This window comes from Nitrospira sp. NS4, assembly GCF_049546785.1.
GTDB lineage: Bacteria > Nitrospirota > Nitrospiria > Nitrospirales > Nitrospiraceae > Nitrospira_D.
The window spans coordinates 413,639-432,835 of the sequence record NZ_JBMWAN010000002.1 but is presented as its reverse complement, the minus strand read 5'-3'; the positions used below and the strand labels follow the sequence as shown (position 1 = coordinate 432,835).

The 19,197-nt window shown below is 61.9% G+C and carries 21 protein-coding genes; 18 read left to right on the top strand and 3 right to left on the bottom strand.

Annotated elements, in window-relative coordinates; genetic code table 11:
• The first annotated feature begins 15 nt into the window (after nucleotides 1-15).
• From ACO9S2_RS06620 to ACO9S2_RS06535, 18 genes are all read left to right on the top strand, one after another.
• On the top strand, nucleotides 16-699 hold the full coding sequence (locus tag ACO9S2_RS06620; RefSeq protein ID WP_423721167.1) for a TIGR00266 family protein: 684 nt from the start codon (nucleotides 16-18) through the stop codon (nucleotides 697-699).
• Between the two features lie 161 nt (nucleotides 700-860).
• On the top strand, nucleotides 861-2,003 hold the full coding sequence (locus ACO9S2_RS06615) for a M48 family metallopeptidase (protein ID WP_423721166.1): 1,143 nt from the start codon (nucleotides 861-863) through the stop codon (nucleotides 2,001-2,003).
• Nucleotides 2,000-2,551 carry a metallophosphoesterase family protein gene (locus ACO9S2_RS06610; protein WP_423721165.1) on the top strand — a complete coding sequence of 184 codons (552 nt, stop codon included), beginning with the start codon at nucleotides 2,000-2,002 and terminating at the stop codon, nucleotides 2,549-2,551. Before ACO9S2_RS06615 ends, ACO9S2_RS06610 begins: the two co-directional genes overlap by 4 nt.
• Nucleotides 2,548-3,138: a DUF3332 family protein gene (locus tag ACO9S2_RS06605; protein WP_423721164.1), complete on the top strand. Its 591-nt coding sequence runs from the start codon at nucleotides 2,548-2,550 to the stop codon at nucleotides 3,136-3,138. The genes ACO9S2_RS06610 and ACO9S2_RS06605 overlap by 4 nt, the downstream gene beginning before the upstream one ends.
• Nucleotides 3,139-3,277: 139 nt before the next feature.
• Nucleotides 3,278-3,787 (top strand): DUF3015 domain-containing protein, encoded by a 510-nt coding sequence (locus tag ACO9S2_RS06600; protein WP_423721163.1) that lies wholly within the window; start codon nucleotides 3,278-3,280, stop codon nucleotides 3,785-3,787.
• 143 nt (nucleotides 3,788-3,930) lie between these two features.
• Nucleotides 3,931-5,751 carry a DUF4105 domain-containing protein gene (locus ACO9S2_RS06595; protein ID WP_423721161.1) on the top strand — a complete coding sequence of 607 codons (1,821 nt, stop codon included), beginning with the start codon at nucleotides 3,931-3,933 and terminating at the stop codon, nucleotides 5,749-5,751.
• A 72-nt stretch (nucleotides 5,752-5,823) separates the two neighbouring features.
• Entirely contained in the window at nucleotides 5,824-6,624 is an 801-nt protein-coding gene (locus ACO9S2_RS06590) for a class I SAM-dependent methyltransferase (protein WP_423721160.1), read from the top strand.
• Nucleotides 6,624-6,896 carry a phosphopantetheine-binding protein gene (locus ACO9S2_RS06585; RefSeq protein ID WP_423721159.1) on the top strand — a complete coding sequence of 91 codons (273 nt, stop codon included), beginning with the start codon at nucleotides 6,624-6,626 and terminating at the stop codon, nucleotides 6,894-6,896. The genes ACO9S2_RS06590 and ACO9S2_RS06585 overlap by 1 nt, the downstream gene beginning before the upstream one ends.
• Before the next feature lie 14 nt (nucleotides 6,897-6,910).
• Nucleotides 6,911-8,257, top strand: coding sequence for an AMP-binding protein (locus ACO9S2_RS06580; RefSeq protein ID WP_423721158.1), 1,347 nt, complete (start codon nucleotides 6,911-6,913; stop codon nucleotides 8,255-8,257).
• On the top strand, nucleotides 8,247-8,573 hold the full coding sequence (locus ACO9S2_RS06575) for a hypothetical protein (protein WP_423721157.1): 327 nt from the start codon (nucleotides 8,247-8,249) through the stop codon (nucleotides 8,571-8,573). The genes ACO9S2_RS06580 and ACO9S2_RS06575 overlap by 11 nt, the downstream gene beginning before the upstream one ends.
• The gene (locus ACO9S2_RS06570; protein ID WP_423721156.1) at nucleotides 8,570-9,466 is read left to right on the top strand and encodes a lipid A biosynthesis acyltransferase; all 897 of its coding nucleotides are present in this window, start codon (nucleotides 8,570-8,572) and stop codon (nucleotides 9,464-9,466) included. The genes ACO9S2_RS06575 and ACO9S2_RS06570 overlap by 4 nt, the downstream gene beginning before the upstream one ends.
• Before the next feature lie 112 nt (nucleotides 9,467-9,578).
• Entirely contained in the window at nucleotides 9,579-10,205 is a 627-nt protein-coding gene (locus ACO9S2_RS06565; RefSeq protein ID WP_423721155.1) for a LolA-related protein, read from the top strand.
• A complete protein-coding gene (locus tag ACO9S2_RS06560; RefSeq protein WP_423721154.1) occupies nucleotides 10,202-12,523 on the top strand; it encodes an MMPL family transporter in 2,322 nt (773 codons plus the stop codon). Before ACO9S2_RS06565 ends, ACO9S2_RS06560 begins: the two co-directional genes overlap by 4 nt.
• Nucleotides 12,513-13,730, top strand: coding sequence for a beta-ketoacyl-[acyl-carrier-protein] synthase family protein (locus ACO9S2_RS06555; RefSeq protein WP_423721153.1), 1,218 nt, complete (start codon nucleotides 12,513-12,515; stop codon nucleotides 13,728-13,730). The genes ACO9S2_RS06560 and ACO9S2_RS06555 overlap by 11 nt, the downstream gene beginning before the upstream one ends.
• Nucleotides 13,727-14,527, top strand: coding sequence for a beta-ketoacyl synthase chain length factor (locus ACO9S2_RS06550; RefSeq protein ID WP_423721152.1), 801 nt, complete (start codon nucleotides 13,727-13,729; stop codon nucleotides 14,525-14,527). Before ACO9S2_RS06555 ends, ACO9S2_RS06550 begins: the two co-directional genes overlap by 4 nt.
• Nucleotides 14,515-14,958: a 3-hydroxylacyl-ACP dehydratase gene (locus tag ACO9S2_RS06545; RefSeq protein WP_423721150.1), complete on the top strand. Its 444-nt coding sequence runs from the start codon at nucleotides 14,515-14,517 to the stop codon at nucleotides 14,956-14,958. The genes ACO9S2_RS06550 and ACO9S2_RS06545 overlap by 13 nt, the downstream gene beginning before the upstream one ends.
• Nucleotides 14,955-15,680, top strand: a complete 726-nt coding sequence (gene fabG, locus ACO9S2_RS06540) for a 3-oxoacyl-ACP reductase FabG (protein ID WP_423721149.1) — start codon at nucleotides 14,955-14,957, stop codon at nucleotides 15,678-15,680. Before ACO9S2_RS06545 ends, fabG begins: the two co-directional genes overlap by 4 nt.
• 83 nt (nucleotides 15,681-15,763) lie before the next feature.
• Complete coding sequence (locus ACO9S2_RS06535; RefSeq protein ID WP_423721148.1) at nucleotides 15,764-16,534, top strand: glycosyltransferase family 2 protein; 771 nt, start codon at nucleotides 15,764-15,766, stop codon at nucleotides 16,532-16,534.
• A 151-nt stretch (nucleotides 16,535-16,685) separates the two neighbouring features.
• Here ACO9S2_RS06535 and ACO9S2_RS06530 read toward each other — a convergent pair whose 3' ends face one another.
• From ACO9S2_RS06530 to ACO9S2_RS06520, 3 genes are read right to left on the bottom strand one after another with little or no spacing between them, the layout of a single operon-like run.
• Complete coding sequence (locus ACO9S2_RS06530; protein ID WP_423721147.1) at nucleotides 16,686-17,096, bottom strand: hypothetical protein; 411 nt, start codon at nucleotides 17,094-17,096, stop codon at nucleotides 16,686-16,688.
• Entirely contained in the window at nucleotides 17,093-18,130 is a 1,038-nt protein-coding gene (locus ACO9S2_RS06525) for a polysaccharide deacetylase family protein (RefSeq protein WP_423721146.1), read from the bottom strand. The genes ACO9S2_RS06530 and ACO9S2_RS06525 overlap by 4 nt, the downstream gene beginning before the upstream one ends.
• A 9-nt stretch (nucleotides 18,131-18,139) precedes the next feature.
• Nucleotides 18,140-19,186, bottom strand: coding sequence for a hypothetical protein (locus tag ACO9S2_RS06520; protein ID WP_423721145.1), 1,047 nt, complete (start codon nucleotides 19,184-19,186; stop codon nucleotides 18,140-18,142).
• Nucleotides 19,187-19,197 lie beyond the last annotated feature (11 nt).

The following is a 19,197-nucleotide window of genomic DNA, read 5'->3' as shown; positions in this document are numbered from 1 at the left end:
TCAGGAGAGCAATTCATGAAAAGCGAAATTCTCTATCCGGGCGCGTTTCCGATGGTGCGGGTGGAGTTGGCGTCCGGTGAACACATCAAGGCCGAGTCCGGCGCGATGGTGGGCTCGTCGCCGACTGTGGATGTCGAGAGCAAGATGGAAGGCGGGTTTCTGGGGGCCTTGTCCCGCAAGTTGCTCACCGGGGAAAAATTCTTCTTCCAGACGTTGCGGGCCAGTCGCGGGGCCGGTGAAGTGTTGCTGGCTCCGACAGTGCCGGGCGAAATCGTCATCCTGGAACTCGACGGCGTCAATGAATATATGGTCCAGAAGGATGGCTTCCTGGCCGGGGCCGACTCCATCACGATCGAGAGCAAGATGCAGAGTCTCAGCCGCGGGCTGCTCGGCGGCGAAGGATTTTTCATCCTGAAGATCGGCGGGAAGGGCACGTTGGTGTTGAACAGTTTCGGGGCGATTCATAAGATCGAGTTAAAGCCGGATCAGGAATACATCGTGGACAACAGCCATCTGGTCGCCTGGTCGGCGACGACGTCGTACAACATCGAGAAGGCCGCCTCCGGCTGGGTGGCGAGCTTCACCTCAGGTGAAGGCCTCGTCTGCCGGTTCCGCGGGCCCGGTGTGGTCTATATTCAAAGCCGCAATCCTGGCAGCTTCGGCGCGTGGATCAGACAATTCATTCCGGTCTCCGAGTAGAGGATGCTGAAAACGGCGGCGAACTGCGTTCTCGTCTCGATCCAATCCTCAACGTACCCCAGAGGGTACGCCTGCGGTTGCCTCTCGCCTGCGGCCTTGTTGGCCGCCGCTTTGAGCATCCGCATAAGAACCCTGCCTCTAATAAGTCAATTGATCCCACGATGACCAAGTTTTCTCCTAACGCCCTTTGTTTCGGTGAGGAACTTCCTGCCAGCGGCGCGCCTTGTTTCGTGCAGGTCGAGGGGCATGGACTGACCATCACGTTCGAGCGGGACGGTGGAGAGGGCGCACAGGAGATGGTGCCGTTTCCGGCCTTCTCGGTGTCAGCCGGCGGGCTGGACCACGATCATCTCGTGCTGAAGTGGGGCGAGGCTGAGCGGGCGCGTACCCTGTACCTGAAGAACCCGCATCTGATCCGGGCCTTTCGCGATGCGGCGCCGGATCATCTGAGCCAGCCGTTCGAGCAAGCGGCAGAGCGGGTGCGTCAGGTGCGTCACCGGCATCGTGTCATGTGGGGAACCGTCGGCGGAGCGATTGCGGCCGTGGCGCTGGCTCTCTGGTTCGGGGCCGATCTGCTGGTCGAAATGGCGGTCAGCCGGATTCCGGTGGAGTGGGAGCAGAAACTCGGCGAAGCGGCCTATCGCGATTTCCTCAGCCATCAAGAGGTGATAAAAGAGGGGCCCGCCGTCAAAGCAGTGGAAGAGATCACGCAGCGGCTGGCAGAGCAGGTTCCGAACAACCCTTACAAGTTTCAAGTGACGGTTGTGAAGAGCGACGTCGTGAACGCCTTCGCCCTGCCCGGCGGTTATGTCGTCGTCTTCACCGGCCTGATGAAGAAGGCCGAGAGCGGAGAGGAAGTGGCGGGCGTCCTGGGCCATGAGCTGAACCACGTGCTGCAACGGCACGGGCTGGAGCGGATTGTGAAGAACATGGGCGTGATGGCGGTGGTCGCGATCATCGTCGGGGATCAGCAGGGGCTCATCGGATTGATGCGGCAAGTTGGCGTCGAGTTGCTGACGCTGAAGTTCGACCGGGCGCAGGAAACGGAAGCCGACCTGACGGGGCTGCAATTGGTCTATCGCGCCAAGATCGATCCGGCCGGCATGATTACCTTCTTCCAGAAACTTTCGGAGAAAGACGACGGGCGCTTGGAGTGGCTCTCCACCCATCCGATGAGCAGCGCCCGCGCCGAGCGCCTCAAGGTGGAGCTGGCGGCTCTCCCGAAACGGTCGCCCGAGCCCTTTACCTTCGAGTGGACGACGGTGCAGAGCTCGCTCGGAGTTCAGCCGGTCGCGGCGCCGTGAAACCAAAGGGCCTCGCTCGTTTCGGCGTGATTGCCGATACGCATGGGCTCTTCGATCCGGCGCTCGTCGAGCATTTTTCCGGCGTAACGACCATTCTCCACGCCGGCGACATCGGGGGTCCTGACGTCATCCGGCGGCTCCAACAGATCGCACCGGTTGTCGCGGTGTCGGGTAACGTCGATGACTTTGAGCGGAGCGGATTCCCGCGCGTGCGCGTCATCCGGCGCGCCGACGCGATCATCGCCATACGGCACATTCTGTTTGAGAAGGGACATCTCACGGATGAGGCGCGTGAATGGTTGGACGACGCACAGCCCCATGTCTGCATCTTCGGCCATAGTCACCGTCCGGCAATCGATCGTCATGGCGGCACGATCCTCTTCAATCCCGGTTCCGCCGGGCCCCGGCGGTTTTCTCTCCCGCGCGGGGTCGGGTTGCTGACCATTCACGAGGGGCGGATCATGCCGCAATTGATTCGATTGAAGGATTCGGCCGGATCGGGCACAACAAAGGACCTCAAATCACGTTCGAAAGGAGCTGCGAGATGACGAAAGACACGCCCATGAGAAGAATCGTTGCATCCGCAGTGTTGGCCGGTTTCATGACGGTCAGCACGGCCTGTTACGGTCCGTTCAACCTGACGCGCAACGTGTACCACTGGAACAGCGGAGTCAAAGGGAGCGGCGAAGTGAGCGACAAGTGGATGAAGGAGTTGGTCTTCTTCGGCATGATCGTCGTCCCCGTCTATATGTTTTCCGCGCTGCTGGATGCGTTCATTTTCAATTCGATCCAGTTCTGGAGCGGACAGAATCCGGTCAAAGTGACTCAGGATGAAGAGGGACGTATTCGCGAGGTGCAACTCGGGAAGATCACGGCGAGCGTGACGTGGGCGGAGGATCGGAAGTCGGCGCATGTGACCTACGTGCGGCAGGGCCGGGTCGTGAAGCAGGTGACGATTGAACATGACGGAGATCAGCTGCGTCTGCGCGAGCTGGGCGGACATGTGCTGGTCACAGCCGAGACGCCGGAAGACGGGAGTCTGCGGTTTATCGGCCGCGATGGTCGCGTCGCGGATGTTGTCGGATCGGAGCAGGCGCGATGGGCCGTTGAGCAGCTGAAGGGAGAGCGGTCTTAGGCAATCATACCTAGCTGCCGTCTGTGACGGAGGACTGGCGGGATCAGATTTTTCTTGAGACATCCGTTCCGGGTTGGACTATATTACTGAAAGTCTCCCGTTGGCGGGAGAGGTACTTATTCAAAAAGGAGGAGGACTCATGAAAAAAGCTGTTATGTTAGCGGTTGTCGGAATGTTCATGGCAACGCAAACCGGATTGGCTTTGGCAGGAAATCCGGATTCGGGACCAGGCTGTGGTCTCGGTCATCTGGCCTTTCAGAACTATCCGCACCAGAAGACCATCGGGATCCAGCTGATGGAAGCAACCACAAACGCCTCATTCGGCACGCAAACGTTCGGAATCAGCAGCGGCACATCTAACTGCACGAACGACGGTAAGTTCTGGGCGGAGCACAAGGTCGATGCCTTTGCCGCGCTGAACTTCGAGAATCTCTCGCAGGATATGGCCCAGGGTCGCGGCGAGCACCTCGCATCATTGGCGACGCTCATGGGAATTCCGGCGACGCAACAGCCGGCCTTCTTCGCGATGACTCAAGAGAAGTATGCGTCGCTGATGGCGGCCGGAGAGGCCTCTCCTGTCGCGCTTGTGAAGGCGCTCAACGAAGCGGTGGCGACGCATCCGATGCTGGCCAAAGTTTCAGCCGAGTAGTTGTTGTCTCCGTGGGGTTCTGGTTACAACTACTGGGACCCCACGGTGATTTAAGAACCCTTCCACTATGCTTCCTTCTCGTTCTTCTCTCGTGTCTTGTTCCGTCCCAGGGATTCAGCGGTTCGCTCGGTGATCAGGCTTATTTGAACGAATTGCAGGATCGCGCCGCGACTCTACGCCTTGCCGACGAGCGTGAGTGGCAGGTGCTGCTTCATTACCGACGGACGTGGCTCGGTGGAGTGGAGAGCATGCAAGACGATCCCGGGTTTTTCCTGGGCGCTCAAGGGAAGACCCATCCACGGGAGGAATTGGCTGCGACCTTGACCCGGTTCTTTTCAGACGATCTCGTCGGTCGTTCCAAGCAGCCCGCGCAATGTGCATTCGTCGCCCGATATCACTGGCTGAAGGAGCGGCTTCAATTTGACGACACGCGGTTGCCCCCGCTGCCATGTGAACGGTTCAGGCAATGGTTCGATGAGTTTAAGGCCGAGGCGATCAGTCTGATTTTTCCGACGGGATTCATGAACAATCCCTCTTCCATGTTCGGGCATACGTTTCTTCGCGTGGACGGCAAGGACCAGACTCCGCAGACGAGAATCCTGGCTTACACCATCAACTACGCGGCGGAACTTCCGCCGGATACCGGCATCGAGTATGTCTTCAAGGGAGTGCTTGGGATGTACCCAGGGTATTTCTCTACGATCCCGTATTACTTAAAAGTGCAGGAATATCGGGATATCGACAATCGGGATATTTGGGAATATCGATTGAATCTGACTGAGCGGCAGGTGACCCGTCTCCTGATGCACACCTGGGAATTGGGGAACGCGTATTTCGATTATTATTTTTTCGGTGAAAACTGCGCCTACCACATCCTTTCCCTGATAGAGGCTGCTGAGCCGTCCGCCCATCTCCTTGACGCATTTCCGGCCTATACGATTCCGGTCGACACGGTTCGACGGTTGCGTGAATCAGGGCTGGTCGGAGAGGTGATCTCCCGCCCCTCCCGCAGTACGCTCGTACGTCGGAAGCGTGCCTCAATGACCGGCGATGAGCGAATGTGGCTCGATCGCTTGATCAGGAACCCCGCGGGGTTGAAAGAGGATGGATTCCAAACGCTTCCATCCGATCGGCAAGCCTTCGTCTTGGAGACCGCCTCTGACTATTTGCTGCAGCACAGCGCGGGGGCAGGGGAGGAGGGGGCTCCGTATCGGGAGAAAAACCGGAGCATTCTCAGGGCACGAAGCGAACTAAAAGTCACCCCGCCGGATCTGCCAATTCAGCCATACGTAAAGCAGCCGGACCTCGGCCACGGGACCAGCCGGTTTGGTATCGGGGCCGGGTGGAGAAATCAGAGAGCGTTCGAGGAGGTGAATCTTCGAGCCGCGTACCATGATCTGCTCGATCCCGAGCCTGGCTATACACCTGATGCGCAGATAGAGATCGTGTCGGTCGGGCTTCGTCATTATCACGACCGGTCGCAGGCGCGTGTCGAACGCTTCGGACTGATCAATATTACATCCCTTGCGCCAATCGATGCGCTTTCGCAAGCACCCTCCTGGAAGTTCAATATCGGCATGAACACGATCCGGCACAACGGATGCGAGCTGTGTAGCAATGGCGTGGCAAGCGGCGGGATCGGAGCCGCCATGGAATCCAGTCTGTTCAGGCGCGAAGTGTATTTCGCGTTTGCCGAGGCGGAGGCCAACTATAGCCACGCCTACGACGAGCATCATCGGATCGGCGGCGGCGGGACCGTGGGAATGCTCGCGGACCTGACCGACCGTTGGAAGCTGATGTTGTCGGGGTCCTATCTGCGGTATGCGTTGGGGGAGCAGTCCGAAGACATCCGGTGGTTCGCGGGGTCGCGCTACACCCTGTCACAGAACTGGGCGTTGCGGGTTGAGTACAATCACCGGGACCATGATGATGACGTTGTTTTCTCCGTTCAAGCCTTCTTTTAGCGGGTGCCCCCTTGCCCGCCTGAAAGAGTCCTGCTACAAGAGTGCCCGTCCGGGGTGGCGGGAGGCCCCATTATGAGCTACACGATAGAACGCCCCGGTGAACATCCAGTGGCCCGGGTTCCCATGGTGCCGGTGCCCCCGCACCCCCCGCTGCGCCGGTATTACGCTGAAGAAGACGAGCGGCAAGCCTTTCTCAACGAACTGTTCAATCGAACGGCCTATCAATATCGCAATATCGACAAAGCGACCGGATTCGGGTCCGGTCTCTGGTACCGGCGAAAGGCGCTGCGTGAAGCCGGGATTCAGCCGGGAATGCAGGTGCTGGACGTCGCCTGCGGGCCGGGCTTGGTCTCGCAATGCGCCCGTGAACTGGTCGGGCCCACCGGCCGGGTAATCGGTTTGGATCCCAGCATCGGGATGTTGCGGGAGGCGCAGAAGGGGCCCTGCCGGAGTCTGGTGCGAGGAATCGGCGAGCAGCTTCCCTTCTCTGATGAAAGTTTTGATTTTCTCAGCATGGGCTATGCGCTGCGCCATGTCTCCGACCTCAAGACCGCCTTTTCCGAGTATCGACGCGTGCTGAAGCCCGGAGGGATCCTGTTGCTGCTGGACATCTGCCGGCCGCGGTCCCCGCTGCTGCTGTCGCTGTCGCGGTTCTACATCAAGACCGTGATGGGCATCGTCTTCGCGGCCTCGACCGGCAACCGGGACATGAAGACGCTGATGGAGTACTGGTGGGACACGACCGAGTACTGCGTGCCGCCGCAGACGATCCTCGGCGCGCTGCAGGAGGTCGGACTCACCGATTGCTCATTACACGAACTGTTCAACGGGCTCGTGCGAGACTATCGCGCCATCAGAGCGAGGAATGCATAATGGAACCGTCCGCTTCTTCATCGCTCGAACAAGACGTGGCCAGGTTGATTGTCCAGACGCTCAAGCTCAAGGTCGATCCGGCCGCCGTACAGCCGGAGGCGTCGTTGTTCGGTGAGGGGCTCGGGCTGGATTCGATTGATGCTTTGGAGCTCTCTCTGGCCATTTCCCAAACCTACGGCTATCAACTGAAGTCGAGCGATCCTGAGATCAAAGCGATCTTTTCCTCCCTGCGGGCGTTGGCCAAAGCCATCGAGAAGAACCGCACGAAGTGACCGCCGGTGGGGCTATGCACGACACCCCCTTGATCGGCTCCTACAATCCTGACGACGTATTGGCCCGGGAGTCGGGCGGGCCTCGCACCGCGAGACAGTTTCTTGCCGACGTGTCCTCCCTCGTGGAGTCGTTGCCCGATCGGCCTGCCGTGCTCAATCTTGCCACCAGCCGCTACGAGTTTCTCGTGGGATTTTCCGCCGCGATGCTGCGGCGTCAGGTGACGCTGCTCCCCCAAAGCCGCGCTCCTCAGGCCCTCCGCCGCATCGCCGCCGACTATCCGGACAGCTACGCGCTGACGGATCCCGACGAAGCCATTGAGGGGATCGAGTCCCTCCCGATCCGGTCACGGGGAGGAAGGGCTCCCCGGCCGGTGGAGATTCCCCGTGTCCCGCTGAGTCAGCTCGTGGCGATCGCGTTCACCTCGGGCAGCACGGGACAACCGATGCCCAATAAGAAGACCTGGGGAGCGCTCACGGCCGTGGCTTGCGCGACCGGAGCCAGGCTCGGGATCAAGGCCGGCGAGCGCGCTGCGGTAGTGGCGACCGTTCCGCATCAACATATGTTCGGGCTGGAAGCCTCGGTGATGTTGCCGGTTATGCATGGGTTGGTCATGCACGCGGGGCGACCGCTCTTTCCGGCCGACATTCGGAGCGCCCTGGCCGAGGTGTCGGGACAGCGGATCCTGGTGACCACGCCCTTGCATCTCCGCGCCTGCGTCACAGAAGGGGTGAGAGTGCCGCCGGTTCATCTGATCCTGTCCGCGACCGCCCCGCTGGCTCGCGGCCTGGCGGAGGAAGCCGAGCGGCATTTCCACACCGAGGTGCATGAAATTTTCGGATTTGCCGAAGCCGGGAGCGTGGCCGAGCGGAGGACGATCGACGGCGATCGATGGCGGCCGTTGGACGGCGTCCGTCTTGTGCAGGCCGACAGGTCCTGGACGGTGCAGGCCGCGTATCTTCCGGCGCCGGTTCGGGTGCCGGACCGCATCACCGTCGATGCGGAGGGGCTGTTCGTCATCCATGGCCGGGAGGCGGACCAGGTCAATGTGGCCGGCCATCGGGTGTCGCTCGGCGATTTGAATCAGAAGTTGCTGGCTATCGACGGGGTGCAGGATGGCGTCTTCTTTCTGCCGGAGGAGAGCGGGGAGCTGGTCACCCGCTTGATGGCGTTTGTCGTGGCACCGGGACAGACTGGCGAAGAGATTCAGCGCGCGTTGCGAGCGCATATCGATCCGGTGTTTTTACCGCGCCCGTTGATCTCTGTGCCCAGTCTGCCCCGGAATGCGACCGGCAAATTGCCCCGGGAATCCCTGCAGGAATTGGCCCGGGAATGGCTGGCAAGGCAAGACCATGGTGCATGAGCGTGTGTTGTCGATCGGCCATGAGCATCTCTCCCTGGCGGGGCATTTCCCCGGTCATCCGGTTGTGCCGGGCGTCGTGCTCCTCAGCGAAGTGATCGAGACGCTGCGCCGGGGCTCGACCGCTCCGCTGTCGGTGACGGGGTTCCCGGTCGTGAAGTTTTCCACTCCGCTCAGGCCCGGCGAGGCGGTGACCATTCGTGTGGAGGAAGAAGAGGCCGGTCGCGCGGCCTTTCTTTGCACCGTGCAGGCCCGTCCGATTGCCTCCGGGGTCATCGAATTCAGGTCCGGCGCCTCAACACAGGCGGGGCCGGCGTGAGCGTCGCGTGGCAACGGCAGCAGGAACGCGGCAGCCGCATCGGGATCCGATTGATGGCGTGGGTCGCCCGATCAGCGGGCCGTCCTGCCGCCAGGGCGCTGCTCTATCCGATCTGCCTCTATTTTCTCCTGAGCGCCGGGCCGGCCCGTCGGGCGATCGGGCGATTTCGATCGCGGGCGCTCGGGCGCCCCGCGGGGTGGCGCGATCTTTTTCGCCATTTTCATGCCTTTGCCTCAACGATTCTCGACCGGGTCTATTTCGTGGGCGGCCGGTTCGATGGGTTCGACATTCAGGTGCATGGGTTGGAGGTGCTCGACCGGGAACTGGCGAAAGGCCGCGGCTGTATTCTTGTGGGATCCCACCTCGGAAGTTTTGAGGCGGTGCGGGCCGTGGGGCTCTCCCGCGAGCAGATTGAAATCCGCGTGCTCATGGATGAGCAGAATGCCCCCTTGATCCGCGGGTTGATTCAGGAACTGAATCCTGCCGTGGCGGACACGGTCATCCAGGTCGGCGGGGCGGAGACGATGTTGCAAGTGAAGGAGTGTCTCGATCGGGGTGGTGTCGTTGGTATCATGGGCGATCGTGTGATGCGGGACGATCAGGCGGTCGTCTGTCGTTTCCTGGGCGGTCAGGCGCGGTTCCCGACGGGGGCAATGCGATTGGCTCATGTGGTCCGTGCCCCGGTGGTCCTGTTTTTCGGGCTCTACCGGGGAGGAAGCCGATACGAGGTGCACCTCGAACTCTTCAGCGAACGGGTGCGGTTGTCGCGCGAACAGCGGGCCGGTGATCTGCAACAGTGGGTGCAACGGTACGCCGATCACCTTGAGGTCTTCTGCCGGCGCGCGCCGGACAATTGGTTTAACTTCTATGAGTTTTGGAACGACAAGTCATAGCAGGATGCTGAAAAAGCCGGCCAGCGGTGTTCTCGCATCGTTCAGACCCGCAACGTACCCCGGAGGGTACGCCTCGGTCCTTCACTCGCTGCGGCCTTGCCGGACGGCCTTTTTGAGCATCCTGCGGAGCAGGAAGATCCTTGTCCTCGGAGTATTGCTGCTCACCGGAACGCTCGCTCTCGCTGCCGAGAGCCCGCAGTCTCGCGGCGAGCAGATGGGCAACGGCTGGACGGTCGAGCAGGTCGTCGCTTTGCTGAAAGAGGGGCGGGAGCCCTCGGTCTCGTTTGAGGAGGCGACCTACTCGTCATTGCTGACCGAGCCGCTGATCGTGCGCGGGGTGCTCCGCTTCACGCCTCCGTCGACACTGGAAAAAGAGGTGCTGGAACCTGACCGGGAACGCTACGTGATCGAAGGCGACCGGGTGACCTATGAGAACGAGCGGAAGCGCGTCAAAAAAACCATTTCCCTGGAGGACTATCCGGCCCTGCGCAGTTTTGTCGAAGCGTTTCGGGCCAGCTTCACGGGTGATGTGGCCCGGCTGAAACAGGTGTACGACACCACGGTCGAGGGGAGCAGCCGGCAGTGGGCGCTGCTCCTCCGTCCGCGGGACTCGGCGGGGCGCTCCATGGTTGAGTCTCTCACGTTGGCGGGGTCGGAAGGGCAGATCGCGACCATTACGATCCGCTCGCCGGACGGTGACCGTTCGGTGATGACCCTCAGCCGGGGGCCTGCCAAATGAACGCCGCCCGATGGCCGATCCTTGCCTGGCTGGTTCTGATGGCGGGCGCCCTCTGGCTGACGACGACCCGCCTCTCGGTCCATAGCGAACTTGGCGACCTGCTTCCGGAAGGCACCTCGGCCACGCAGCGGTTGCTGCTGACGCAGGTGCGGTCGGGGCTGGCTGGCCGGATGCTGCTCCTGGCTATCGAAGGGGCGGATCCGGACGAATTGGCCCGACTCAGCACCGCATTGAGCGGACAGCTGCGGGGACACGCGCAGATCGATTTCGTGGGCAATGGCATGCAGATGCTGTCGTCCGAAGAACAGCAGCTGTTGTTTCGCGCCCGCTATCTCCTGAGCCGGACGGTGGCGCCCGAGGCCTTTTCGACTGAGGCGTTGCATGCGGCCCTTGAACAACGGCTCGACGAGCTGCGCTCGCCTCTTGCCCCGATGGTCAAAGCCTATATTCCGGCCGATCCCACCGGGGAATTTCTCCGGATCCTTCAGTCGTGGTCCGGGTGGGAGGCGCCGGCCACGTATCGCGGAGTCTGGATGTCGGCCGATCGTCATCGAGCCCTCTTGGTGGTCGAGACCACAGCCGCCGGGTTCGACGTCGATGCACAGGACGCGATTCAACAGGACATTCGGGCGGCATTTCAGCGTCTGCTCGATGGGGCGGCGTCATCAGCCAGGTTGCTCATGAGCGGTCCCGGTGTGTTTTCGGTCGAGATCCAGCGAACGATCGAACGCGAAGTCTGGTGGCTTTCGACCATGGCCGCCACCATGGTCTTTCTGTTTCTCTACGCCAGCTATCGATCGCTGACCCTGGTCTTCTTGAGTCTGATTCCGCTCTCGAGCGGGATTCTGATCGGGATGGTCGCCGTGAATAGCTGGTTCGGGTTCGTCCATGGCATTACGCTGGGATTCGGCATTACGCTGTTGGGCGTGGCCGACGATTACCCCATTCATTTGTTCAGTCACTTGACCCGGAGGGAGTCCGCCCCGGCGACGATGCGGGCGATCTGGCCGACGATGCGGCTCGGTGTCCTCACGACCGCGATCGGATTTTCCTCGCTGCTCCTCGCGGGATTTCCCGCACTGGCGCAACTCGGACTCTTTGCCCTGGTCGGGCTGGGCACCGCAGCGCTGGTCACTCGATGGGTCCTGCCGGTCTGTATCCCTGCCGGGTTCGTGCCACGGGAGATCCGGGCCGATCTGTTGGGGATGCTGGGGCAGCTTGCCAGGGCGAAAGGGGTGGTGCCAATGGCGGTCGTTCTTGCGACAATCGGGCTGATATGGTCAGATACGCCTCTGTGGGAAGAGGACCTGGCGAAGATCAGTCCGGTGTCGGAGGAACGGAAACAGCTCGATCAGGAACTGCGCGGCGCAATGGGCGCTCCGGATATGCGGGATCTCCTGGTGATCGAGGCACCGACGGAGGAGGACCTGTTGCAACAGAGCGAACGAGTGATGCCGAAGCTGGATGGGCTTCGAGACGCAGGCTTGTTGGCGGGATATGAGCTGGTGTCGCGGTATGTCCCAAGCCGGCTGGTGCAACAGCAACGGCAGCAGGCGCTGCCGGACCGCGCCGTATTGGAGAGGCGGCTCGGCGAAGCGGCGCGAGGGTTGCCGTTTGCGCCGGGTCTGTTCGAGCCTTTCCTGGCCGGAGTCGAAACGGCCCGCACCCAGCCGCCGGTCAATCGCGACTCGTTCCAGGGCACACCGTTGGGACTCAAGATTGGAGCGCTGATGATGGAACATCATGGACGATGGCTGGCGGTCGCCCCGTTGCGAGGGGTCGTTGATCGGCAGGGCTTAACGGCGACGGTGGCCGGCTGGAGTGAGACAGCGGTGACGTACGTCGATCTGAAGGCAGAGTCGAACCGCTTGATGATGGAGTATCGCGACCGAACCGTGCAGTTGCTTTGGTGGGGAGCGTTGGCCATCACGGTGGCCCTGGGCATCGGACTGAAATCCCTTCTGCAACTCTGGCGCGTCCTCGTGCCAATCGTCGCCGGGCTGATTGTCGTGGTCGGCATCGTCAATGTGTCAGGCGAATCGATGTCGCTGTTTCATGTTGCGACCTTGCTCCTGGTGATCGGGTTGGGGCTCGACTACGCGTTGTTCTTCAACCGTGCGGAGGACCAGGGCGATGAGCGACGCAGGACGGTCTTCGGACTGCTGGTCTGCAGCACCACGACCATTCTGGTCTTCGGAGCGCTGGCGTTCTCCGCGATCCCCGTGCTGCATGCGATCGGTATGACGGCAGCCTGTGGGTCCCTGTGCTGTCTCCTCTTTGCCGGCTTCTTAGCCGAACCGGAGGCCCATGTCGCCTGATATGCGGCCTATGATGCCCTTGACGCTGACCGCCTATACCCTGGTGACGGCCAACGGTCGCGGGGTGGGACCGGTACTGCAGGCCTTGCGGGACCGTCGCTCGGGATTGAGGCCCTGCGATTTTGAGGATGTCACCCTCAAGACCTACATCGGCCGGGTCGAGGGGCTGGAGGATTTTTCACTCGAGAACGATCTGGAGCGGTTTGATTGTCGCAATAACCGGCTGGCCTGGCTCGGGCTGCAACAGGACGGGTTCATGGTCGCGGTGGCCGAAGCGAAGCAGCGATACGGCGCCCACCGCGTCGCCGTGGTTATGGGCACCAGCACGTCGGGCATTCTCGAGACGGAGCATGCCTATCACATGCGGGATCAAGCCGGGTCGCTGCCGGCCTGGTACACGTCGCGGTATCGGTATACCCACAATATGTTTTCCCTGGGCCACTTCGTACGGACCTGTCTGGGGTTGCGCGGGCCTGCGATGGTCGTCTCGACCGCCTGTTCGTCGAGCGCGAAGGTCTTTGCGACGGTTGATCGCCTGCTGCGGACGGGGCTTTGCGATGCCGCCATCGTCGGGGGAGTGGACAGCCTCTGCTTGACGACCTTATACGGCTTTTCGGCCCTCCAGTTGCTCTCGACGAAGCCCTGCCGCCCCTGTGACGAGGATCGTGAGGGGTTGTCGCTCGGTGAGGCGGCCGGATTTGCCTTGCTGGAATCCAGCGAACGGGTGGGCCGGCCCGGGGCGGTGGCGCTTCTGGGCTATGGCGAAAGCACCGACGGGTACCACATGTCGCATCCGCATCCGGAAGGAGCCGGAGCGATTCGGGCGATTCGGGACTCGCTGGCTCGGGCCGGGCTTCGTCCGGAAGACGTCGAGTACATCAATCTGCATGGCACGGCGACCAGAGCCAACGATGCCGTCGAAGACAAGGCGGTCTATAGCATTTTCGGCGCGCGGCCGGCCTGCAGTTCGACGAAAGGCTGGACCGGCCATACGCTGGGCGCCGCGGGCATCACCGAAGCCGTCATCTCCACGTTGTGCCTGACGCACGGGCTGATTCCCGGCACGCTGAACTGTGCGCGTGTCGATCCGTCCTTGAAGAGCCGGATTCTCCGCAACAACCAGACCGGCCCCCTGGCTGTCGTGCTCAGCAACATTTTCGGCTTCGGCGGCAACAACTGCAGCCTGGTGTTGGGGAAACTGCCATGAAGGTGGCGATCCAGAGCATCGGGGTCCTGGCGCCGGGTCTTTCCGGATGGGAGGCGAGCCGCAGGGTGCTGGCCGGGGCCGAGCCTTTCATGCCGGCGGCCGTGCCCGATCCGGAAGCGGCACTATTGCCGCCGAACGAACGGCGGCGGAGCAGCGACTCTGTCCGGTGGGCGGTGCAGGTTGCGCAGGAAGCGATGGCGCAATCGGGGCTGAATCCCCGGGATGTGCCGACGGTCTTCGCGTCCTCGGGCGGCGAAATGGGGGTGCTCGATGCCCTCTGCCGGACGCTGGCGACGCCGGAGCGGATCATTTCGCCCACCCTCTTCCATCAATCGGTGCACAACACCGCGGCCGGCTATTGGGGCATTGCCACGGCCTGCCAGCAGTCCTCGACGGCGCTCTCCTGCTACGATGATTCTTTTGCCGCCGGTCTGCTGGAAGCCGTCGCCTTCGTCTGTGTGGAACAGTGCCCGGTGCTGCTGGTGGCGTATGATCTCGCTGTGCCGTTTCCTCTCAATGAAGCGCGTCCGATCGGCGCAGGTTTTGCCGTGGCATTCGTCTTGGCTCCGTCGATCCCCTCTGCTCTTGCGAACATGAGCCTGCGTCTTGAAGAGGCAGGGGAAGGGGGCGCAAGCAGACTGCAAGAGCCTGTTTTGGAGCGCGTGCGCCGGGACAATCCTGCCGCCCGGTCCCTGCCGCTGTTGTGCGCCATTGCCGCCGGCGGTTCGCAGCGGGTGGCGCTGAGTCTGCTGGAGAGTCAGCAGGTTGTGCTGGATCTGGAACCATGCCGGCTTTGACGAAAGAAGAACTGAGCGCGTTTCTGCCTCATGCCGGGACGATGCGATTGCTCGACCTGGTGGAGTCGTGGGATGCCACGACGATTCGATGCCGGACGCAGTCGCATCACGATCCGGCTAATCCGCTCCGGCAGGGAACCAGCCTCGAAGCGGTGACGGGGTTGGAATATGCCGCGCAGGCGATGGGCGTCCATGTGGGGCTGCTCAACCGGGATCGGTCCACCGACGGGTTGATCGGCTATGTGGGCGGCCTGAGGGATGTCGTGTGTTCGGTTGACCGGCTTGATGAATGGGCCGGGGCTCTCACGATCGAGGCCTCACGCCTGTTCGAAGGCGGCGACAGTTTTATGTACCATTTTGCCATTTCATCGGAGGGCCGGGCCGTGATGACGGGCCGGGCCTCGATTTTCTTGAAATACGTGCGGTCATGACACAGAAACGCGCACTGGTGACAGGAGGGAGCGGCGCCATCGGTTCGGCCATCGCCGAACAGCTGGCGGCGGCCGGCTTCGCGGTCATCGTGCATGCCCACCGGCATCCGGATGCGGCCGGGCAGGTCGTCGAGAAAATTCGTGGAAACGGCGGCGTCGCATCCGCCGTGACGTTCGACGTCACCGACGGGATCGCCACGCGGCGCGGGCTGGAGGCCTTGCTCGCGGGAGGACCGATCCAGGTCGTTGTGAACAATGCCGGGGGTCATGACGATGCGCCGATGGCCGGCATGACCGGCGAGCAGTGGAGGCGCGTCATCGATCTCTCGCTCAATGGATTCTTCAACGTCACGCAGCCGCTGCTGCTCCCGATGATCGGGACCCGCTGGGGGCGGATCGTGTCGATCTCGTCGCTGGCCGGTGTGACGGGGAACCGCGGGCAGACGAACTACGCGGCGGCGAAGGCCGGTCTGCACGGGGCCAGCAAATCGCTGGCGATCGAACTTGCCTCTCGCGGTATTACCGTGAACGTCGTCGCGCCCGGTCTGATCGAGTCCCCCGCCACCCGACAATCATTCAAGCCCGAACAGATCGAGGCCATCGTCCCGATGAAACGCGTCGGGACTCCTGAAGAAGTCGCCGCGCTGGTATCGTTTCTTGTGTCCGAGCCGGCGGGCTATATCACCGGACAAGTGATCGGCATCAACGGGGGTATGGCCTAGAATAGGCGAGGGGTAAGGGATCAGTGGTAAGGAGTTAGGGGTGGAAGATCGGCCGTCGCTGCATGAGCCTTACAGGACGCGATATGCTGCATAATGGACAATTGAGGGGTTACTACTGGGTGGTGATCCCGGCCTACAACGAAGCGGCGACCGTCCGTGACGTGGCGATGCGCGCGCGACAGCAATGTTTCCACGTGATCGTAGTGGATGACGGCTCGACTGATGACACGGTCGGGGCTCTTGCCGGGCTCGATGTGACGGTATTGAGGAACGAGCGCAATCTGGGGAAGGCCGGAAGTCTCTGGAGGGGGTTTCAATATGTCCTGGCGCAAGGAGCCCAGGGCGTCATCACGCTCGACGCCGACGGACAACATGCGCCGGAGGAGATCCCGCTCTTTCTCGCGCGCGCGTCGGCGGATCCTGCCGTCTTTCTTGTCGGGGCGCGCCGTCGTGACCAGCGGCAGGTCTCGTATTGGCGGTACGGCGCGAATCGCATCGCGGATTTCTGGATCGGCTGGGCCGCGGGGCAGATGATTGAGGACAGCCAATCGGGGTTTCGCCTCTATCCTGCCGCGCTGCTCCGGACGGTGGAGTTGCCGCACGACCAGTCACGCAGCTTCGTCTTTGAAAGCGAAATCCTGATCGAGGCGGCCCGGAGAGGGTTCGCCAGCCAGACTGTGCAGGTGACCGTGGCGCCCCGCTCCGGTCCGCGCCCCAGTCATTTCCGCCCGGTGATCGATATCCTGCGGATTACCAAAATGGTGGGATGGAAACTGCTTGGTCGGGGCATGTATCCGCTGGGGCTTCTCCGCCTCCTCAGACGCCGATGTGCGCTGAATCAGACCACTCAGTAGAGAACCTCATGACCGCTCAATGGTCTGCGGCAACAAACTGCATGCGGATCGCGTTGTCGAGATTCTGAACCCAGCCTATAGGTGGGAACGGGAAGAGGGGCAAGTAGCGGTCTGAGGCCTGACGTCTGGTCAGGCCTCAGAAAACAATGCCCTACATCCCGAGTGTGGACAGGCGTGCGCGAATTTCGTTGTCCAGCCGTTGAATCCAGCCTGAGTAGTTCTGGTGGATAGTTTGTTTATCCGCATCATACTTCAGATTGGTGCTGTCCTTGTAGAGGATGCTGTAGTTCTTCTCGGAAAAGGGGATCGTGACAATGGCTGTGTGGGTTCTGACGTTCAGCGTCCCGACGATCTCTCCCGGTTTTGCCACGGCCATGATCCAGCCGAGCTTTGCGCCGGCTCCGATGATGGCTTTCTGCACCTCTTCCATTGAGGCGGCCTTGCCGGTCGCTGTCTGCACCGGGGTATCCTTGACCTCATAGACCTGTCCACCGCCCCGGCATCCCGTCATCATCACGACGGCCAGGCCGACGACCAGCATCGCAGGTAACCATTGTTTCATCGTTGTTCCTCCTCTCGATAGGTGCGGTCCGGTTGAAAGTTGCCTGCTCTTAGTACGCCCGGTGGGGTCAAGTCAAGATGCCGCGTGGCGGTATCGGTCATGCGCGACGGGATGTATCGGAGTGTGAGAATAAAGGCGAGCAAGTCCTCTATCAACGACAGGTTTTCGGGGCCCATGCCGTTTTGATTCCATTTAGACATTGTAGGGGGGAATTGCTGATCCTCGGCGCGGACGAACTCCGCCGGATGGCAGTAAAACACAAGGTGGCGCGACCTTCGCCCGATCCATCGGACCATTCGTTGAAATGGAGAGAGGCCGACGGTGCGCAGGGTCGCGAGATTGAGGGGAAACAGACAGGAAGAAGGCGGCATTTCCACAATCGTGCTGTCGCCGGCGCGATTCAGATTGCTTCGTGAGGGGCGATAGGGGTCTCGCGGAGCGCCAAAGTATTTCAAGTAGTGGACCCGTCCAAGCCCCATGTCGAAGCGCCTGGCCGGAACGGACGAGTCGTAGTGATAGCCCTCTTCCTCGAGCACCCGCAAGGTGGTCTCGCTGATCCAGAGATTGGGCGCCCGGAACACGACTGGGCGGACACCGGCCGCTTTCTCCACCGCGTCCGTTGCCCGCCGGATCCATTGGCGCTGTTGCTCGTAGGGGGCGGTGCGGAAGTTTTCATCCTCTTCCAGGCCGCCGTGTGCCCATCCATGGGTGCCGAGCTGGTGGCCTTGCCGGAGGCAGGTTCGGACGAGATCCGGATAGGCTTCGGCGAATCGTCCGGCGAAGAAGATGGTGCCTCTGATTCCATAGCGGTCACAACAATCGAGGAGGGCCTCAAGCCCGACCTGGGAGCCGGGGACCCAGTCGCAATCGATCGTGAAGTAGAAGCGACGGGCCGGCGCTGCCTCCGCGTGCGTATGTGGCTCGGGTCTTCGGGCGCGGCGCTGGAGCGCATCAGGGTGCCGGGAGGCCGGCGGTGCTTCCGTGGTCGCGGCCAGGACCGGAGAAGGGTTGCTATCGGAATAGCCGGCGTTCATGAGTTGTCGCTAGGATGCGGTGATCACACCTTCGATTTCGACCAGCAGTTCCTGGCGGCAGAGATCGCCCTGGAGAAAGAGGATCTGATCCGATGCGAGCGGCGCCGCCCGCAGGGTTGCGCGAACGGCAGCCAGGTGGGCGGCGTTTCGCACGTATACTTTATACTGAGCGCGGCTCTGTTCTCCGGTGAGATGCCGTCGGGCGGTGCTTTCCGTATGGGCCAGCAAGGCTCTGAGGTTCTGAACGGTTTCTCCGGTCTGGGCTTCCGGGAGCCCCGCATGGCGGCTTGCGTGACCGACGACGCTGGCCGTTCCGGAAATGAAGAGCTGCGAGTGGGATTCGGAGCGGCAGAGGGTGGCTCGTGCAAACGACGGGCTTCGGGGGCCGTAGTCTTCAGGGTACTCGTATGCATGGGTCTGCCGTGGATTACCCAGATGCGTGGCCGGAAGCGTGCCGGCCAGGAAATAGATCTGTAGCGGGCCGGATCTGGTGCCGACCGCGGTTCCCGCGGGAAGTGAACGGGGAAAGCCGGGCAGGACATCCGCCAGCGCCCGGTGCCGGCCGAGGCAAAACCGGCGATAGCGTTCGAGTCCGTCGGCAATGCCGTTGATATCGGGGAGATAGTTCCAGACTCGCCAGAGGTGGGGATAAGCCAGTTCCTGCATCAGCGAAAGCATCCGGCGATACGCCAGATCGGTGAGGACATCGAGCCCGAGGCCCGGCTGTTCGTCAACGGTCACCGTACCGAACAGGACGTCACTGCTCGCCGCCGCGGAAAATTCCTTGTCGCGGTAGGTATGAACCGCGCTTGTAGTGCTCCAGACTTCAAGGCAAGAGGGTTCCGTCAGTTCCGGGAGGTCGAGGCTGATCACGGGACAGCCGAATGACTCGGACGGCGGCTCGACAAACGAGATGACCGCAAGCGGGTTGGCCTGATGGGCGTTCAGCCAGGCGGCTGCGTGTTGCCGGTCAAGGTAGACACAGTGCGGCAGGGCCGGGGAGGCCGCGGAAGAGCGGCTTTGATTGACGGCCGTTTGAATCTGGCTCTGTCTCACGCGGCTCCTGT

Bases quoted from the DNA above. Each gene is read 5' to 3' on its own strand.
- ACO9S2_RS06550 (WP_423721152.1), top strand. From the start codon at position 13,727: ATGAAGGTGGCGATCCAGAGCATCGGGGTCCTGGCGCCGGGTCTTTCC.
- ACO9S2_RS06575 (WP_423721157.1), top strand. From the start codon at position 8,247: ATGGTGCATGAGCGTGTGTTGTCGATCGGCCATGAGCATCTCTCCCTG.
- ACO9S2_RS06585 (WP_423721159.1), top strand. From the start codon at position 6,624: ATGGAACCGTCCGCTTCTTCATCGCTCGAACAAGACGTGGCCAGGTTG.
- ACO9S2_RS06580 (WP_423721158.1), top strand. From the start codon at position 6,911: ATGCACGACACCCCCTTGATCGGCTCCTACAATCCTGACGACGTATTG.
- ACO9S2_RS06590 (WP_423721160.1), top strand. From the start codon at position 5,824: ATGAGCTACACGATAGAACGCCCCGGTGAACATCCAGTGGCCCGGGTT.
- ACO9S2_RS06605 (WP_423721164.1), top strand. From the start codon at position 2,548: ATGACGAAAGACACGCCCATGAGAAGAATCGTTGCATCCGCAGTGTTG.
- ACO9S2_RS06620 (WP_423721167.1), top strand. From the start codon at position 16: ATGAAAAGCGAAATTCTCTATCCGGGCGCGTTTCCGATGGTGCGGGTG.
- ACO9S2_RS06560 (WP_423721154.1), top strand. From the start codon at position 10,202: ATGAACGCCGCCCGATGGCCGATCCTTGCCTGGCTGGTTCTGATGGCG.
- ACO9S2_RS06535 (WP_423721148.1), top strand. From the start codon at position 15,764: ATGCTGCATAATGGACAATTGAGGGGTTACTACTGGGTGGTGATCCCG.
- ACO9S2_RS06545 (WP_423721150.1), top strand. From the start codon at position 14,515: ATGCCGGCTTTGACGAAAGAAGAACTGAGCGCGTTTCTGCCTCATGCC.
- ACO9S2_RS06530 (WP_423721147.1), bottom strand. From the start codon at position 17,096: ATGAAACAATGGTTACCTGCGATGCTGGTCGTCGGCCTGGCCGTCGTG.
- ACO9S2_RS06525 (WP_423721146.1), bottom strand. From the start codon at position 18,130: ATGAACGCCGGCTATTCCGATAGCAACCCTTCTCCGGTCCTGGCCGCG.
- ACO9S2_RS06600 (WP_423721163.1), top strand. From the start codon at position 3,278: ATGAAAAAAGCTGTTATGTTAGCGGTTGTCGGAATGTTCATGGCAACG.
- ACO9S2_RS06555 (WP_423721153.1), top strand. From the start codon at position 12,513: ATGTCGCCTGATATGCGGCCTATGATGCCCTTGACGCTGACCGCCTAT.
- fabG (WP_423721149.1), top strand. From the start codon at position 14,955: ATGACACAGAAACGCGCACTGGTGACAGGAGGGAGCGGCGCCATCGGT.
- ACO9S2_RS06615 (WP_423721166.1), top strand. From the start codon at position 861: ATGACCAAGTTTTCTCCTAACGCCCTTTGTTTCGGTGAGGAACTTCCT.